The 16618-nt window shown below is 68.6% G+C and carries 13 protein-coding genes; 7 read left to right on the top strand and 6 right to left on the bottom strand.

The genetic code is table 11. The annotated features are described in order from the left end of the window. Positions 1-4 precede the first annotated feature (4 nt). The 4 genes from nirB to ASV56_RS21575 are packed head-to-tail and all read left to right on the top strand — an operon-like array spanning position 5 to position 6222. The gene (gene nirB / locus ASV56_RS21590; protein WP_062564019.1) at positions 5-2431 is read left to right on the top strand and encodes a nitrite reductase large subunit NirB; all 2427 of its coding nucleotides are present in this window, start codon (positions 5-7) and stop codon (positions 2429-2431) included. Then, a complete protein-coding gene (nirD, locus tag ASV56_RS21585) occupies positions 2428-2763 on the top strand; it encodes a nitrite reductase small subunit NirD (protein ID WP_062564018.1) in 336 nt (111 codons plus the stop codon). The genes nirB and nirD overlap by 4 nt, the downstream gene beginning before the upstream one ends. An 11-nt stretch (positions 2764-2774) precedes the next feature. Then, positions 2775-3620: a formate/nitrite transporter family protein gene (locus ASV56_RS21580; protein ID WP_062564017.1), complete on the top strand. Its 846-nt coding sequence runs from the start codon at positions 2775-2777 to the stop codon at positions 3618-3620. A gap of 4 nt (positions 3621-3624) precedes the next feature. After that, positions 3625-6222 carry a nitrate reductase gene (locus ASV56_RS21575; RefSeq protein ID WP_062564016.1) on the top strand — a complete coding sequence of 866 codons (2598 nt, stop codon included), beginning with the start codon at positions 3625-3627 and terminating at the stop codon, positions 6220-6222. Between the two features lie 2 nt (positions 6223-6224). Here ASV56_RS21575 and ASV56_RS21570 read toward each other — a convergent pair whose 3' ends face one another. From ASV56_RS21570 to ASV56_RS21550, 5 genes are read right to left on the bottom strand one after another with little or no spacing between them, the layout of a single operon-like run. Then, on the bottom strand, positions 6225-7190 hold the full coding sequence (locus ASV56_RS21570; RefSeq protein ID WP_062564015.1) for an ABC transporter substrate-binding protein: 966 nt from the start codon (positions 7188-7190) through the stop codon (positions 6225-6227). Positions 7191-7209: 19 nt separating this feature from the next. Continuing rightward, positions 7210-8181, bottom strand: coding sequence for an ABC transporter permease (locus tag ASV56_RS21565; RefSeq protein WP_062564014.1), 972 nt, complete (start codon positions 8179-8181; stop codon positions 7210-7212). Then, positions 8178-9659 (bottom strand): sugar ABC transporter ATP-binding protein, encoded by a 1482-nt coding sequence (locus ASV56_RS21560; RefSeq protein ID WP_062564013.1) that lies wholly within the window; start codon positions 9657-9659, stop codon positions 8178-8180. The genes ASV56_RS21565 and ASV56_RS21560 overlap by 4 nt, the downstream gene beginning before the upstream one ends. Then, the gene (locus ASV56_RS21555; protein ID WP_062564012.1) at positions 9656-10750 is read right to left on the bottom strand and encodes a Gfo/Idh/MocA family protein; all 1095 of its coding nucleotides are present in this window, start codon (positions 10748-10750) and stop codon (positions 9656-9658) included. The genes ASV56_RS21560 and ASV56_RS21555 overlap by 4 nt, the downstream gene beginning before the upstream one ends. After that, a complete protein-coding gene (locus ASV56_RS21550; protein ID WP_062564011.1) occupies positions 10747-11799 on the bottom strand; it encodes a sugar phosphate isomerase/epimerase family protein in 1053 nt (350 codons plus the stop codon). The genes ASV56_RS21555 and ASV56_RS21550 overlap by 4 nt, the downstream gene beginning before the upstream one ends. 96 nt (positions 11800-11895) lie before the next feature. On the opposite strand from ASV56_RS21550, the gene ASV56_RS21545 reads away from it, so the two are divergent. The 3 genes from ASV56_RS21545 to repB all read left to right on the top strand — a co-directional run bounded on the left by ASV56_RS21545 (position 11896) and on the right by repB (position 15563). Continuing rightward, positions 11896-12909 (top strand): LacI family DNA-binding transcriptional regulator, encoded by a 1014-nt coding sequence (locus ASV56_RS21545; RefSeq protein WP_062564010.1) that lies wholly within the window; start codon positions 11896-11898, stop codon positions 12907-12909. Between the two features lie 525 nt (positions 12910-13434). After that, a complete protein-coding gene (gene repA, locus ASV56_RS21540) occupies positions 13435-14619 on the top strand; it encodes a plasmid partitioning protein RepA (protein WP_062564009.1) in 1185 nt (394 codons plus the stop codon). Continuing rightward, positions 14616-15563 carry a plasmid partitioning protein RepB gene (gene repB, locus ASV56_RS21535; RefSeq protein ID WP_062564008.1) on the top strand — a complete coding sequence of 316 codons (948 nt, stop codon included), beginning with the start codon at positions 14616-14618 and terminating at the stop codon, positions 15561-15563. Before repA ends, repB begins: the two co-directional genes overlap by 4 nt. Positions 15564-16009: 446 nt before the next feature. Here the strand turns inward: repB and ASV56_RS23200 are convergent, their stop codons facing one another. Beyond that, a complete protein-coding gene (locus ASV56_RS23200) occupies positions 16010-16207 on the bottom strand; it encodes a hypothetical protein (protein ID WP_156429274.1) in 198 nt (65 codons plus the stop codon). Between the last annotated feature and the right edge of the window lie 411 nt (positions 16208-16618).

Here is a 16618-nt window from a genome sequence, read left to right as displayed (position 1 = left end):
CGCCATGAAGAAAAAACTCGTCATCATCGGTGCCGGCATGGCTTCTGGCCGGATGCTGGAACAGCTTTTCGACGCCGCCCCCGACGCCTGGGACGTGACCCTGTTCAATGCCGAGCCGCGCGGCAACTACAACCGGCTGATGCTGTCGCCGGTGCTGTCGGGCGAAAAGACCTATGAACAGATCGTCACCCACGATGCCGACTGGTATGCCGCGCGTGGCGTCACCTGCCGCTTCGGCGAGCCGGTGGTCCGCATCGACCGCGCGGGCCGCGTGGTGCATTCCAACCGCTCCAGCGCCGAATATGACGCGCTGGTCATCGCCACCGGCTCGGCGCCCTTCATCATCCCGGTGGTGGGCAAGGACCTGCCCGGCGTCGTCGCCTATCGTGACCTCGAGGACACGCAGGCGATGATGGCGACCGAAGGCAAGGACGCTGTGGTGATCGGCGGCGGGCTTCTGGGCCTGGAGGCGGCGGCGGGGATGGCGGCGCGCGGCGCCCGTGTCACCGTCATCCACCTGATGGGCCACCTGATGGAGCGCCAGCTCGATCCCGCCGCCGGCTACCTGCTGCAACGCGACCTGGAAAAGCGCGGCATCACCGTGCATTGCAAGGGCGCGACCAAGGCGATCCTGGGCCATGACCGCGCCGAGGCGGTGCTGCTGGAGGACGGCACCGTCTATCCCGCCGATCTGGTCTGCATGGCCGTCGGCATCCGCCCCGAGACCCGGCTGGCCAATGACGCGCATCTGGAGGTCGAGCGCGGCATCGTCGTCGATGACGCCCTGCGCACCAGCGACCCGCATATCTTCGCGCTCGGCGAATGCGTCGAGCATCGCGGCCAGCTTTTCGGCCTGGTCGCGCCGCTTTACGACCAGGCCAAGGTGCTGGCCCGGACGCTAATGGGCGAGGCAGCCGTCTTCGCCCCGGTCCAGACCGCGACCAAGCTGAAGGTCACCGGCTGCGACCTGTTCAGCGCCGGCGATTTCGCCGAAGCCCCGGGCCGCGAGGACATCGTCTTTCGCGATCCCGGCCGCGGCATCTACAAGCGGCTGGTGCTGGAAAACGACCGCATCATCGGCGTGGTCATGTATGGCGACACCGCCGACGGCAGCTGGTTCTACGGGCTGATGAAGGACGGCGCCGACATCGGCCCGATGCGCGAGACGCTGATCTTCGGCCCGGCCTTCCAGGGGGGCGCCACACCGGACCCTATGGCGGCCGTTGCAGCCTTGCCGCCTGAGGCGGAGATCTGCGGCTGCAACGGCGTCTGCAAGGGCATCATCATGGCCGCCGCGCAGGGCGGCGCCCATACGCTCGACGCGATGCGGAGCTGCACCAAGGCCAGCGCCTCCTGCGGCACCTGCACCGGGCTCGTGCAGCAGGTCATGGCGCTGGCGCTTGGCGGCGCGGTGGCCGAGACGCCGGCCGGCCTGTGCAAATGCACCGACCACAGCCACGAGGACGTGCGCCGCCTGATCCGCAGCATGGGGCTGAAGTCGATCCCCGCCGTGATGCAGGAACTGGGCTGGAAGTCCGTGGGCGGCTGCCATTCCTGCCGCCCGGCGCTGAACTATTACCTGCTGGCGGAATGGCCCCTTGAATACCGGGACGACCGCCAGTCGCGTTTCGTCAACGAAAGGAACCACGCCAATATCCAGAAGGACGGCACCTATTCCGTGGTGCCGCGCATGTGGGGCGGCGTCACCACACCGGCCGAGCTGCGCGCCATCGCCGACGCGGCCGAGAAATACAACGTCCCCATGGTCAAGGTCACCGGCGGCCAGCGCATCGACCTGCTGGGCGTGCGCAAGGAGGACCTGCCGCATATGTGGAACGACCTGAACGCGGCCGGCATGGTCTCGGGCGCCGCCTATTCCAAGGGGCTGCGCACCGTCAAGACCTGCGTCGGCAAGGAATTTTGCCGCGTCGGCACGCAGGATTCGACCGGCCTCGGCATCAAGCTGGAAAAGCGGATGTGGGGGTCCTGGACGCCGCACAAGCTGAAGCTGGGCGTCTCGGGCTGCCCGCGCAACTGCGCCGAGGCGACCTGCAAGGACATCGGCGTGGTCTGTGTCGACTCGGGCTATAACATCTCGATCGGCGGCGCCGCCGGGATGGAGGTCAAGGAGACCGTCGCCCTGGCCTCGACCCCGTCCGAGGACGAGGCGATCGCGATCATCCTGGCCGTGACCCAGCTTTACCGCGAAAACGCGCGCTATCTCGACCGGCTCTGGAAATGGATGGACAAGGTCGGGCTCGACTGGATCAAGGCGCAGATCGACGACCCGGCCAGCCGCGCCGCCCTGGTCGAGCGCTTCGAGATCAGCCAGTCGGTCTATCGCCGCGATCCCTGGGCCGAGCTTTCCACCCCGACCGAGACGCCTCGCTGGGCGCCTCTTGCCGACCTGACGCTGGAGGCTGCGGAATGACCATCTTCGTCGATATCGGATCCCTGGACGACATCCCCCGCCAGGGCGCGCGGCTGGTCAGGACCGCGCAGGGCTGCGTCGCGGTGTTCCGCACCATGGACGACCGGGTCTTCGCGCTGGACGACCGCTGCCCGCACAAGGGCGGCCCGCTGTCCGAAGGCATCGTGCACGGCAGCTCGGTCACCTGCCCGCTGCATAACTGGGTCTTTGACCTGAACACCGGCGCCGCGCAGGGCGCCGACCAGGGCCGGGTCCGCACCCATCCCGTCCGCGTCGACCAGGGCCGCGTCCTGATCGACGCCAGCCTGATCCGTTCCCGCAACGCCGCCTGAGGAGCCAGCCCATGTCCTATGTTCCCCCCGCCGACTTTGCCCGCAAGATGATCGACGCCGGCGAGGCCAAGGTCTTCATGTCCGCGCGCGACACGCTGATCCGCGCCTATATGGCCGGCGCGATCCTGGCGCTGTCGGCCGCCTTCGCCGTGACCGTGACCGTCAATACCGGCGAGCCGCTGCTGGGCGGGCTGCTGTTCCCGGTCGGCTTCTGCATGCTTTACCTTCTGGGCTTCGACCTGCTCACCGGCGTCTTCACCCTGGTGCCGCTGGCGCTGATCGACCGGCGCCGCGGCGTCACCCTGCGCGGCATGCTGCGCAACTGGGGGCTGGTCTTTGCCGGCAATTTCGCCGGCGCCTTCACCGTGGCGCTGTTCATGGCGATCATCGTCACCTTCGGCTGGTCCGAGGCCCCGAACGCCGTCGGCGAAAGAATCGGCCATATCGGCGAGGGCCGCACGCTCGGCTATGCCGCCCATGGCGCGGCCGGGATGCTGACGCTGTTCGTGCGCGCGGTCATGTGCAACTGGATGGTCTCGACCGGCGTGGTGGCGGCGATGCTGTCGACCAGCGTCTCGGGCAAGATCATGGCGATGTGGATGCCGATCCTGGTGTTCTTCTACATGGGGTTCGAACATTCCATCGTGAACATGTTCCTGTTCCCGGCCGGGCTGCTGTTGGGCGGCAATTTCACCATCGCCGACTACATGATCTGGAACGAGATCCCGACCGTCATCGGCAATATGGTCGGCGGCATCACCTTCGTCGGCGCGATGATCTATGCCACGCATCACAAGACCCGGCCCGAACTGGACCGTCAGCCGGCGCCGCAAGCGCCTGCCGTCGCGGCCGAGTGACGCCATGAACATGGCAGCGCCCCGCCCCGCCATCCGCACCACCTGCGCCTATTGCGGCGTCGGCTGCGGCGTCTTGGCGACGCCGGACGGGCTGGGCGGCCTCGGCATCGCCGGTGACCCCGAGCATCCGGCGAATTTCGGCCGGCTTTGCGTCAAGGGCGCCGCGCTTGGCGAGACCGTGGCGCTGGACGGCCGGTTGCTGGCGCCGCGCATCCACGGGCGCGAGGCCGGCTGGGACGCGGCGCTGGACCTGGTCGCGCGCCGGTTTTCCGACACCATCGCCGCGCATGGCCCGGATTCCGTGGCGATGTATGTCTCGGGGCAGCTGCTGACCGAGGATTACTATGTCGCGAACAAGCTGATGAAGGGCTTCATCGGCAGCGCCAATATCGACACGAACTCGCGGCTCTGCATGGCCTCCTCGGTCGCGGGCCACAGGCGGGCCTTCGGCAGCGACACCGTGCCCGGGCTCTACGAGGACCTGGAACAGGCCGATACCGTGGTGCTGGTCGGCTCGAACCTGGCCTGGTGCCATCCGGTGCTGTTCCAGCGGCTGGCGGCGGCGCGCGCGGCGCGGGGCACGCGGGTCGTGGTGATCGACCCGCGCCGCACCGCCACCTGCGACATCGCCGACCTGCATCTGGCCATCGCGCCGGGTGCGGATGCGGCGCTGTTCAACCTGCTGCTGGCGGATATCGACCGGCGCGGCCTGGTTGCCGCCGACCCTGCGGGCCTGGCCGAGGCGCTGGCCGCCGCCCGCGCCACCACCCCGGCCGCCACCGGCCTGCCCCACAGCGCCCTGCAACGCTTCCTCGACCTGTGGTGCGGCAGCGCGCGCGTCGTCACCGTCTATTCCCAGGGCATCAACCAGTCCGACTCGGGCACCGACAAGGTGAACGCGATCCTGAACTGCCACCTTGCCACCGGCCGCATCGGCCGGCCCGGCATGGGCCCGTTCAGCGTCACCGGCCAGCCCAACGCCATGGGCGGGCGCGAGGTCGGCGGTCTCGCGAACATGCTGGCCTGCCACCTCGCGCTGGAAAACCCCGCGCATCGCGCCGCGGTGCAGGGCTTCTGGGCCGCCCCGCGCATGGCCGAGAAGCCGGGCCTCAAGGCCGTGGACCTGTTCCGCGCCGTCGAGGCCGGGCGCATCAAGGCGCTGTGGATCATCTGCACCAACCCCGCCGTCACCATGCCCGAGGCGGACCGCGTGGCCCGCGCCATCGCCGGCTGCGCCTTCACCGTGGTCTCGGACCTGTTCGCGACCACCGACACGGCGCGGCTGGCGCATGTGCTGCTGCCGGCCACCGGCTGGGGCGAAAAGGACGGCACGGTGACGAATTCCGAACGCCGCATCAGCCGCCAGCGCCGCGCCCTGCCCGCCCCGGGCCAGGCCCGCGACGACTGGCGCATCCTGGCCGATGTGGCGGCGCGCATGGGCTGGGGCGCGGCTTTCGCCTGGCAGGGCCCGGCCCAGGTCTTTGCCGAGCACGCGGCGCTTTCGGGCGTGGCGGGTGCGCTCGGCAGCGATTTCGACATCTCGGACCATGCCGGCATCACGCCCGACGGCTATGAGGCGATGCAGCCCTTCCTCTGGCCGCAATCGGCGCAAAAGCGCGGCGGGCGCTTCTTCGGCGACGGGCGCTTCCACCACCCGGACGGCCGGGCGCGCATGGTCGCCGTGACCCCCGCCCTGCCCGCCCCGGACCCGGGGCATCCCTTTCGCCTGAACACCGGCCGGGTGCGCGACCATTGGCACACCATGACCCGCAGCGGCCGCGCGCCGCGGCTGTCGCGCCACCTGGCCGAGCCCTTCCTCGAGCTGCACCCGCAGGATGCCGCCCGCCTGGGCCTGGAACCCGCCACCCTGGCCGAGATCGCCAATCCGCTGGGCCGCGCCATCCTGCGCGTGCTGGTGACCGACCGCGTGGCGCCCGGCCATCCCTTCGCGCCGATGCACTGGACCGGCGAGACCGCGCCCTCGGGGCGGATCGACGCGCTGGTGCCGGGGCTGGCCGATCCGGTCTCGGGCCAGCCGGCGCTGAAATCCGCCGCGGTCGCGATCCGGCCGTTCCCGGCGGCCTGGTACGGCTTCGCCGTCTCGATCCGCGCCATGGCGCCCGATTGGGACTATTGGGCCAGCGCCACCCTGCCCGGCGGCTTCCAGGCCGAGCTGGCCGGGACCGCGCCGCCCGAGGACTGGGCGCAAGCCGCGCAGCGCCTGTTCGGGCTGGACGACCCGCCGCAGATCCTGCGCGACGACAGGCGCGGCATCCTGCGGCTGGCCTTCGCGCGGCGCGGAAGGGTGCAGGCGGCGCTGTTCGTCGCGCCCGGCCCCGTCGCCCTGTCGCGCAGCCACCTGGCCGCGGCGCTCGGCAACCCCTGCGAGCCCGGCCTGCTGGCCGGCCGGCCCGGCGGCGACCGCCCCGACGGGGGCGCGGTGGTCTGCGCCTGCCTGGGCGTCGGCGTGAACACCATCCTCGAAGGCATCAGGGACGGCCTCGCCTCGGTCGAGGCCATCGGCGAGGCCCTGGGGGCCGGCACCAGTTGCGGCTCGTGCCGGCCCGAACTGCGGGCGCTGCTGGCGCGCCAGCCCGCCTGAAATCAGAACGGGCTGTCGGGGTAATAGAACTTCTCGGCGTTCTCGGGCGTGATCAGCTGGCTGCCGATGATGAACCGCCCCGTCATCGGCGCGTTCGAGACGAAATGCAGCGCCGTCATCTCGATGGCCGAGGAGATCAGCGCCGGCGGATAGGTCACGTTCACCGGCAGCTGCTTGTCGCCCTCCATGATGCGCTTGACGATCTCCTTCATGCCGGCGCCGCCGATCACCCACATCTGGTCCTGGCGGTTGGCGGCGGCAATGGCTTCCAGCACCCCGACCGCCATGTCGTCGTCCGCCGCCCAGACCGCGTCGATCTGCGGGTATTTCGCCAGATAGTCCTGCATGACGTTGAAGGCGTCGTCGCGGTTCCAGTTGCCGTGCTGCATGTCCAGGATCTCGATCTCGGACCCGTCCAGCGCCTTCTGGAAGGCCTCGACCCGCTCGTTGTCCAGCGTGGTCGGGATGCCGCGCAGCACGACGATCTTGGCGCCGGGCTTCAGGTTCGCCTTGAAATATTCGCCCGCGACCCGGCCGAAGGCGGTGTTGTCGCCGGCGACATACAGATCCTCGATCCCCTCCTGCGACAACCCGCGGTCCACCACGGTCACGAACTTGCCCGCGTCCTTCACCGCCTTGACCGGCGCGGTCAGCGGCTCGGATTCAAAGGGCAGCACGACCAGCGCGTCGATGTCGCGCGTGGCCATCATGTCCTCGATGTCATTGACCTGCTTGGCGCTGTCGCCCGAGGTGGACAGCACGAATTCCAGGTTCGGATAGGCCGCGCCCAGCCGCTTGATCGTGTCCTGCGCGTGCCAGTTCAGCCCGCCCATGAAGCCATGCGTGGCCGAAGGGATGGCGACGCCGATCACCGTCTTCTCGCCCTCCTGCGCCAGCGCCGCGCTGCCCCAGGTCATCGCCAGCAGCCCCGCCACGGCGGCGCCCTGCATCAGGCTTCTGCGTTTCATGTCTTTCTCCTCCCAGAGGTCACCGCTCGCCGGCGGCATGTTTTTCCCGCTGCAACACGACAGCAAGAACGATGATGACGCCCTGGATCGCCCCGTTCAGATAGGGGCTGACCAGATTCGCCAGATTCAGGATGTTGTCGATCAGCGACAGGATCAGCACGCCCATCACCGTGCCCCAGACCCGGCCGCGCCCGCCCTTCAGCGCCGTGCCGCCGATGATGACGGCGGCGATGGCCTCCAACTCCCACAACACGCCGGTCGAGCCCGAGGCCGAGCCCAGCCGCGGCACGTAAAGCACCACCGCCAGCCCGACCAGCAGGCCCAAGAGGACATAGGTCAAGAGCCGCACCCGGTTCACGTCGATGGCGGAATAGCGCGCCACCCGGTCGTTCGAGCCGATGGCCTCGACATGGCGGCCGAAACGGGAATGGCGCATCATCCATTCGCCCAGCAGGGCGACCAGGGCAAAGCAGATGATCGGCCAGGTGATCCAGCCGATGCCGCCGTAATAGACCGGGCGATACAGCGTCCGCAGCGCGTAATCCAGGGACAGCGTGCCGCCATCGGCCAGCCAGGTCACCAGGCTGCGAAAGATGCCCATGGTGCCCAGGGTGACGATGAAGGGCTCGATCCGCGCCTTGGTCACCAGCGCGCCGTTCAGGTATCCGGCAGCCAGCCCGCCCAGCACCGCCACCCCCATGCCGATCAGGATGGTGCCCCAATGCGTGCCCAAGTTTGGCACCAGCACGTTCATGGCGATGATGGTGATCCCGGCCAAGAAGGCCGCCATCGAGCCCACGGACAGGTCCAGCCCGCCCGCCGTGATCACGAAGGTCATGCCCACCGCGATCATGCCGATGAAGGCCGAGCGCGCCAGCACGTTGGTGATGTTCGCCGGCGCCAGGAAGGCGCTGTTCAGGCTGGCCCCCAGCACGACCAGCGCGATCAGCGCGATCAGCGGGCCCAGGGTGTGGAAGTCGATCTTTCTCATGCCGCCTCGCTCACGCCCATGGCCAGGCGCACGATATTGTCCTCGGTCAGGGCCGCGCCCTGCAATTCGCCGGCCAGCCGGCCCTCGCGCATGACCAGCACCCGGTCGGCCAGGCCGATCACCTCGGGCATCTCGCTGGAAATCACCATGACGCTCAGCCCCTGCCCCGCCAGCTGGCGGATGAAGGCATAGATCTGGCTTTTCGTGCCCACGTCGATGCCGCGCGTCGGCTCGTCGATGATCAGGATGCGCGGATCGGTCAGCATGGTCTTGGCCAGCAACAGCTTCTGCTGGTTCCCGCCCGACAGCTTGCCCGCCACCATGTCGCGGCGCGGGGCGCGGATGTCGAAATCCTGCGTGGCGCGGTCCAGCGCCGCCTCTTCGGCGGGGCGGTCGATGCGCCAGCGGCCGAAACGCTCCAGCGCCGCCAGCGTCAGGTTCTCGCGCAGGGGCTTTTCCAAAAGCAGCCCGGCCTCCTTGCGGTCCTCGGTCAGATAGGCCAGCCCGTTGGCAAAGCCGTCGCCGGCCGAGCGGATGCCGACCGGCCGCCCGTCGATGCGGATCTCGCCGCTGGCGGGACGCAGCCCGGCGATGCCCTCGGCCAGTTCGGTGCGGCCCGAGCCGACCAGCCCGGCCAGCCCCAGCACCTCGCCCCGGCGCAGGCTCAGGCTGACGTCATGCACCCGGCCCGGCACCGACAGGCCGCGGACCTCCAGCGCGATCTCGTCGCCGGGCCGGCCTTTCGGCGGATAGAAATCCTGCAACTCGCGCCCGACCATGGCCGTGGCCATGCCGTCCTGCGTCAGCTCGCCTCGCAGCGCCCGGCGCACGACGCGGCCGTCGCGCAGGACGGTGATGCGGTCGGCCAGATGCGCCACCTCGTCCAGCCGATGCGAGCAGTAAAGCACCGCCACGCCCTCGGCCCGCAGCCCCTCGATCTGCGCGTAAAGCGCGCCGACCTCGCGATGGGTCAGGACCGCGCTCGGCTCGTCCATGATCAGCACGCGGGCGTTTCGGGACAGCGCCTTGGCGATCTCGACCATCTGCCGGTCCGGCACCGACAGGTCGCCGACCAGCGCGTCGGGCGAAATCGGGCTGTCGAGGCGTTTCAGCAGCGCCGCCGTCGCCTGCCGCATGGCCGCGTGATCCAGCCGCCAGCCGCCCGGCTCGCGGCCCAGGAAGACATTGGCGGCCACCGTCAGGTCGCGGGCCAGGTTGAATTCCTGGTGGATGACCACGATGCCCTGCGCCTCGGCCTCGGGGCCGCTGGCAAAGCGCACCGGCCGGCCGTCCAGCAGCACCTGCCCCGAGGTCGGATCCAGAAACCCGCCCAGCAGCTTCATGATGGTGGACTTGCCGGCGCCGTTCTCGCCGATCAGGGCATGCACCTCGCCCGGTTCCAGCGCGATGTCGATGCCGTGCAGCACCGTGACCGGGCCGAAGCTCTTGCCGACATTCTCCAGCGCCAGCACGCTCATGGCGCCACCTCGACCCAGGCGCCACCCTGGGCGGCCGAGGCTTGGACGGCGGCGATGAACGCCATGCCGGACAGCCCGTCCGCCAGTCCCGGCACCCGGTCGGCCGGGCCGTCATCGCCCCGGATGATCCGCGCGATGTCGCTGTAAAGATTGGCGAACCCCTCCAGATAGCCCTCGGGGTGGCCCGGCGGCGTGCGCGAGGATGCGCCGCGGTCCTGCGCCCGGGTCAGGATGCGCGCCGGCCCGTCCTTGCGGGTCAGCAGCAGCCGCTCGCAATCCTGCAACCGCCATTCCAGCGCCGTCTCGCTGCCAAAGACCCGCAGCGCCAGCCCGTTCTCCTGCCCGACCGCGACCTGGCTGGCCCAGAGCCCGCCCTTGGCCCCCGAGGCATAGCGCAGCGCCACCCGCGCGTCGTCGTCGACCATGCGGCCCGGCACCATGCTGGACAGATCCGCCGAAACCTGCGCCGGCACCTCGCCGGTCACGAACGCCGCCAACTGCCAGGCATGGGTGCCGATGTCGCCCAGGGCGCCGGCGCCGGCGCGGGCCGGATCGGTGCGCCATTCCGCCTGCTTGCCCTGCGCCGCATCGGCCAGCCAGCCTTGCAGATAGTCCGCCTGCACCAGCCGCAACTGCCCCAGCGCGCCCTCGGCCACCAGCGCCCGCGCCTCGCGCACCATCGGCAGTGCGCAGTAGTTATGCGTCAGGAAGAACCGCGCCCGGCTGGCCCGCGCGGCCGCGGCGATCGCTGCCGCCTGCGCGGGCGTCGCCGCCAGCGGCTTGTCGCAGATGACATGGATGCCGGCCTCCAGAAAGGCCACGGCGGGGGCGGCGTGCATGTGGTTCGGAGTGACGATGGCCACCGCCTCGATCCCGTCCGGCCGCGCCGCCTCGGCCCGCGCCATCTCGGCGAAATCGGCATAGCTGCGGATGCCCAGTTCATCCGCGCTGGCCTGCGCCCGGCCGGGGTCCGAGGACAGCGCCCCGGCGACCAGCTCGAACTGCCCGTCCATCCGCGCGGCGATGCGGTGGATGCTGCCGATGAAGGCCCCCTGCCCGCCGCCGACCATGCCCAGCCGGATCCGTGTCATAGCCCCAGCGCCCTGTCGATGGCGGCGCGATCCACCGCGCTGGCCGCGAAATCGTCGAAGGCATGCGGCGTCACCCGGATGATGTGGTCGCGCACGAAGCGCGCGCCTTCGCGGGCGCCGTCCTCGGGGTGCTTCAGCGCGCATTCCCATTCCACTACCGCCCAGCCGTCGAAGCCGTATTGCGTCAGCTTCGAGAACACGCCCTTGAAATCCACCTGCCCGTCGCCCGGGCTGCGGAAGCGCCCGGCGCGCTGCGCCCAGGGCTGGAACCCGCCATAGACGCCCTGCCGCCCGGTCGGGTTGAACTCGGCGTCCTTGACGTGGAACATGCGGATGCGGTCGTGATAGATGTCGATATGCTGAAGGTAATCAAGCTGTTGCAACACGTAATGCGACGGGTCGTAGAGCAGGTTCGCGCGCGGGTGCTGGCCCAGGCGGTCCAGGAACATCTCGAAGCTCACGCCGTCATGCAGATCCTCGCCCGGGTGGATCTCATAGCAGATGTCGATGCCCTCATCCTCGGCCAGGTCCAGCAGCGGGCGCCAGCGCGCCGCCAGCGTGTCGAAGGCCGCCTCGACCAGCCCCGGCGCGCGCTGCGGCCAGGGATAGAGATAGGGCCAGGCCAGCGCGCCCGAGAACACCGCCATGCGGTCGAGACCCAGCAGCCGGCTGACCCGGATGGCGCGGGCGACCCGCGCCACCGCCCATTCCTGCCGCGCCCGGGGCTTGCCGCGCAGCGCCGGCGGCGCGAAGGCATCGAAGCCCGCGTCATAGGCCGGATGCACCGCGACCAGCTGGCCCTCCAGATGCGCCGAAAGCTCGGTCACCGCGACGCCGTTCTGCGCGGCGATGCCCAGGAATTCGTCACGATAGCCCTGCGATTCGGCGGCGCGGTCTAGGTCCAGAATGCGGGCATCACCCACCGGCACCTGCACGCCGGCATAGCCCAGTTCGGCCGCCCAGCGGGTGATGCCGTCCCAGCTGTCGAAGGGCGCGGCATCGCCGATGAACTGCGCCAGGAACAGTGCCGGCCCCTTGATGGTCTGCATGATCGCCCCTCTCTCCCGTCCTGCAGGCTGCACCGGTCTGCAATCGATTGCAAACATTTTCTTGCGGCGGCTTGGGCAAGCGCCTAGCCTGACGCGATGGACAATCACGCGGGGCCGCAGGGCCGGGTCAGGCTGTCGGATGTGGCGCGGATGGCGGGGGTTTCGACCGCGACCGTCAGCCGGGTGCTGTCCCATCCCGACATGGTCGCCGAAGCCACCCGGCTGGCCGTGGCGCAGGCGCTGGACCGCAGCGGCTACCGGATGAACCACGCCGCCCGCAACCTGCGCAAGGGCCGCACCGGCTGCGTGGTGGCGCTGGTGCCGAACCTCGGCAACCCGTTTTTCGCCAAGATCCTCGTCGGCATGGGGCGCGAGCTGGCGGCGGCGGGCTATGACCTCCTGGTCGCGGACACCCAGGACCAGGGCAGCCTGCCTGCGACGCTGCGGCGCTTTCTCGACCCGTCGCGCGCCGATGGCATCATCCTGCTGGACGGGCGCGCCTCGGCCGCGCAGCTGGCGCCGGGCCCGGACCGGCCGCCGGTGGTGCTGGCCTGCGAATGGATCGAGGACGCCGCCCTGCCCCGCGTGGTGCTGGACAACCAGCGCGGCGCGGCGCTGGCGGTGACGCATCTGCGCGCGCTGGGGCATCGCCATATCGGCGTGATCGGCGGGCCGCCGGCGAATGTGCTGCACCAGGCCCGGCTTGCCGGCACGCGAGACGCGGCGCAGGACCTGCGGCTGACGCTGTTTCCGGGCGATTTCTCGCTGCAGGCCGGGCAGGCGGCGGCGCGGCACTGGCTGGCGCTCGCGCCGGCCGAGCGTCCCGGCGCCGTCTTCGCCTTTTCGGACGAGATGGCCTGCGCCTTCATCGCCGACCTCGGCCGCGCCGGGCAGCGGGTGCCGCGGGACGTGTCGGTGGTCGGCTTCGACGATATCGAGCTGGCCTCGCATCTGCTGCCGGCGCTGACCACGATCCGCCAGCCCAAGCGCGACCTCGGCCGCAAGGCCGCGCAGGTGGTGCTGGCCGCCATCGCCGGCCATGAGGTCGCCGCCGTCACCCGGCTGGAACCGCAGCTGATGCTGCGCGAGACGACGGCACCGCCGGGCTGACGGGTCCATCGCCGGCACGCGGCGCGGCCATCGCCACGGTGCGTCCCCGATCCGGCGCCGCGCCGGTCGCAAGCGTGTCGCGTAGCGTTGCCTGGTCTGTTAGTAAAGCATTGAATGAAAATGAAAACTTTTAGAGCAACTGGCGGGGACTGAAACCTGCGTATAGGGCGATGGTGTCCCAATGGCAGCGGGCGAAATCGCCGGGCTTGCGCTTGGGTTGCGACGCGACAGCGGCATGGTCAGAGAAATGGGAAACGCACCCTGCGCCGCGTGCCAGCGCGAATCGTAGGCAAGGCTTGCGGCCGCCCGTCCACCGCCGCGCCGCAGCCGGACCAGCACGAGCGATTTCCAATAGGGTGAAAACCAAGCTCGCGCCCGGCGCCGGAAGGCGCGATTTCCGATCCGCTGGAAAGCGCGGACATATCGCTGAGCGTATAAGAAAGCTTGCGAGTCGCGTGGACTTGCGAGATGTTCACGAAAAACGCCATTCAAACGATAAAAAGCGTGAACACGCGGAGCGGGCAGATGACAGACCTTTTTGCCGAGGACCTGAACGCGGTCATCAGGCAACATTCCGAGGCGCTGGCCAAGCAGCTTCACGCCCAACGGGAATCGCTGTTTCCGCCTGATGCCACTAAGCAGATGCGTAAGTTCACCTCGGGCGAGGCGGCCGCGCTGTTGGGGGTGAACGACAGCTACCTGCGCAAGCTGCATCTGGATGGCAAGGGCCCCTCGCCCGAAACCACGGCCGGCAACCGCCGGCTCTATTCGGTGCAGGATCTGCACGACCTGCGGCAACTGCTTGAAAAGACCGCCCGAAAGCCCGGAGATTATCTGCCCGGCCGGCGCGAAGGCGACCATCTGCAAATCATCGGCGTGATGAACTTCAAGGGCGGATCCGGCAAGACCACGACCGCGGCGCATCTGGCGCAGCGGCTAGCGCTGACCGGCTATCGCGTGCTGGCCATCGACCTGGACCCGCAGGCCTCGATGACGGCACTGCACGGGGTGCAGCCCGAATTCGACCTGCCCGACGGGGGCACGCTTTACGACGCGATCCGCTATGACGATCCGGCGCCGATCCAGGCGGTGATCCGCAAGACCTATATCCCCGGCCTGGACCTGATTCCCGGCAATCTCGAACTGATGGAGTTCGAGCATGAAACGCCCCGTGCCCTGGCCCAAGGCAATGCCGGGCTGTTCTTTTTCCGAGTGCGCGAGGCGCTGGCGCAGGTCGATGCCGATTACGACGTGGTGGTCATCGACTGTCCGCCGCAACTGGGTTTTCTGACCATGTCGGCGCTGTCGGCCGCGACCGGCGTGCTGGTCACCATCCACCCCGAGATGCTGGACGTGATGTCGATGAGCCAGTTCCTGCGCATGACCGCCGACCTGATGGACGTGATCGCCGACAGCGGCGCCGACATGTCGCATGACTGGATGCGCTACCTGCTGACCCGCTATGAGCCCTCGGACGCGCCGCAGAACCGCATCGTGGCCTTTTTGCGCACGATGTATGGCGACAACGTGCTGAACGCGCCGATGCTGAAATCCACCGCGATTTCCGATGCCGGCCTGACCAAGCAGACGCTTTACGAAGTGGACCGCAGCGCCTTTACCCGCTCGACCTATGACCGCGCGGTGGAAAGCCTGAATGCGGTGAACGATGAGATTGCAGCCTTGATCCAAAAGACCTGGAGGCGCGGATGAGCGAAGGCAAGAAACGCCGCATGTCGATGCTGGACAACATGACCGGCGCCGCACCGGCAGCACCGATGATGGCGAACCGGGCATTGCGCTCGGCGCGCGATGCGGTCGATACGCACCGGATCTGGGACCTGGACCCCGAGTCGATCACCGATGAGCGCAGCGCCGACCGGCTGGATCCGGCGGATGTGGCCGATTTGCGCGCCTCGATCGAGGCGGTGGGCCAGACCGTGCCGATCCTCGTGCGCCGCGACCCGGCGCGTCCGGATCATTACCTGCTGGTCTATGGCCGCCGGCGGCTTGAGGCGGTGCGCGGATCAAGCCAGGTGGGCAAGGTGCGCGCCATGATCGCCGCTCTCGACGATCACGCGGCCGTCGTGGCCCAAGCCTCTGAAAACACGGGCCGCCGCGACCTGAGCTTCATCGAGAAGGCGCTGTTTGCCCAGGAGTTGACGGAAAGCGGCTTCGGCAATCAGACCGAGGTCGCCGAGGTGCTGAACATGACGAAATCCGCCGTTTCCATGGCGCTTTCCGTGGCGCGGGCGGTAGGGCGCGAGCTCGCCTCGGCTATCGGCCCGGCACATGGCGTCGGTCGGCCGCGTTGGGAGGCGATGGTCAAGGACCTGCAAGCCGCCGCCCTGCCCGTCCCGGAGCTGGCGGAGCTGGCGCAGCGCGCCCGCAGCCAAGCGCGGCCGGACGCTGCCGACCCCTCGGTTGCTGCGTTCGATGCGGTAAGCCTTCGTTTACGAAAGGCCGTGACGCCGCCCGGTCCACGACGCGAGACGCGCCGGCTGGCGCTGGACAAGGACAGCGCCGCGAGGCTGACCCGAACCCGGGACGGTTTGCGGCTGGAGGTGCAGACCAAGGATCAGGATTGGGCGGAATGGCTTCTGGACCATGCCGGCACCGCCCTTGAAGAGCTTCACGCCCGCTACAAGAGGCGTTGAGGAGAGCAGTCGGAAACCATACAGGGGGCACGGACAAGCTAAAGAAGGTTCCGTGGAGCATGTACCCCACGAGACCCCTTCGATCTTAGCACGTCCAGGGTGGTCAATCGGTGTGGCACCGCAAGGCCATCCCGTCGATAAATGGGACGTCTTGCGCGATCTGGCATCGCAAGGACCCGTTTCTCGCTGTCGGGCTTCTGATCGATCGGCATCAAGCGCATGAGCCGCAGGATGCGCTTCTGGTTCACGCCGTGGCCCTCATTTTGCAGATGCCACGTCATCGCCGGACGCCGTAGAAGGGCGTGTCCAGGAACTGCCGATCGATCAGCTGCATCAGACTCCGGTTCATCTCCGTCTCACCCGATGGCTCGTCATAGAACGACGAGCGCGAGACCGACAGAGGCGGCACTGTGCGCCGGTCGACAGCGCGGGATGGTCCGGCCCAATCAACCTGCGCCCCGCTTGCCGGTCCACGGCTTGAGCTTTCGTGACAAAAAATCGTTGGCCACAGCCAGTTCCCCGATCTTGGCATGCAGCGAGCGGACCGTTTCCTCGTCCGCCTCAGCAGGCTTTCGGCTGCCCCGCTCGAAAATACCCGCAGCGCCATCCAGTAGCGATTTCTTCCACTCGTCCTTGGAGACCAAGAAACGTCAGACCGTAGCTTCCGTCACTGTCCGATGTCCGGGGAGTAGCTCACATCGTGCTGGCTGCGGCTGTGGATAACCTACCGCGCTTTGCATCTTTCGCCGAGGATTCGAGCAGCAATGACAACCGGAATGAGCAGCACCAATACAATACACAAAAAAATCCTGATTCTGACAGCAGTGTCGAAACCGTGACAGACGGCCCCTGGCCGAGGTGATCGACACGTGCGATGGACTGCAAGGCCTTCCTGTAGAGCCAATCAGTGACGGGACGGCGCTGGTAAGCGCTGAGAGGTTGCGTCCGATGATCGGAATTTGCGATGCTGTCTGGCACCAGACGTTAAGGCATATGGACATGATCGCAGCAGCCGATGCTGCAACGGTTGACCAGATTCGCACGCCCGCGGCCTA

It is taken from the genome of Paracoccus aminovorans (assembly GCF_001546115.1).
GTDB lineage: Bacteria > Pseudomonadota > Alphaproteobacteria > Rhodobacterales > Rhodobacteraceae > Paracoccus > Paracoccus aminovorans_B.
Note: the sequence above shows the minus strand (reverse complement) of the source record. Positions and strands in the feature narration are given on the sequence as shown.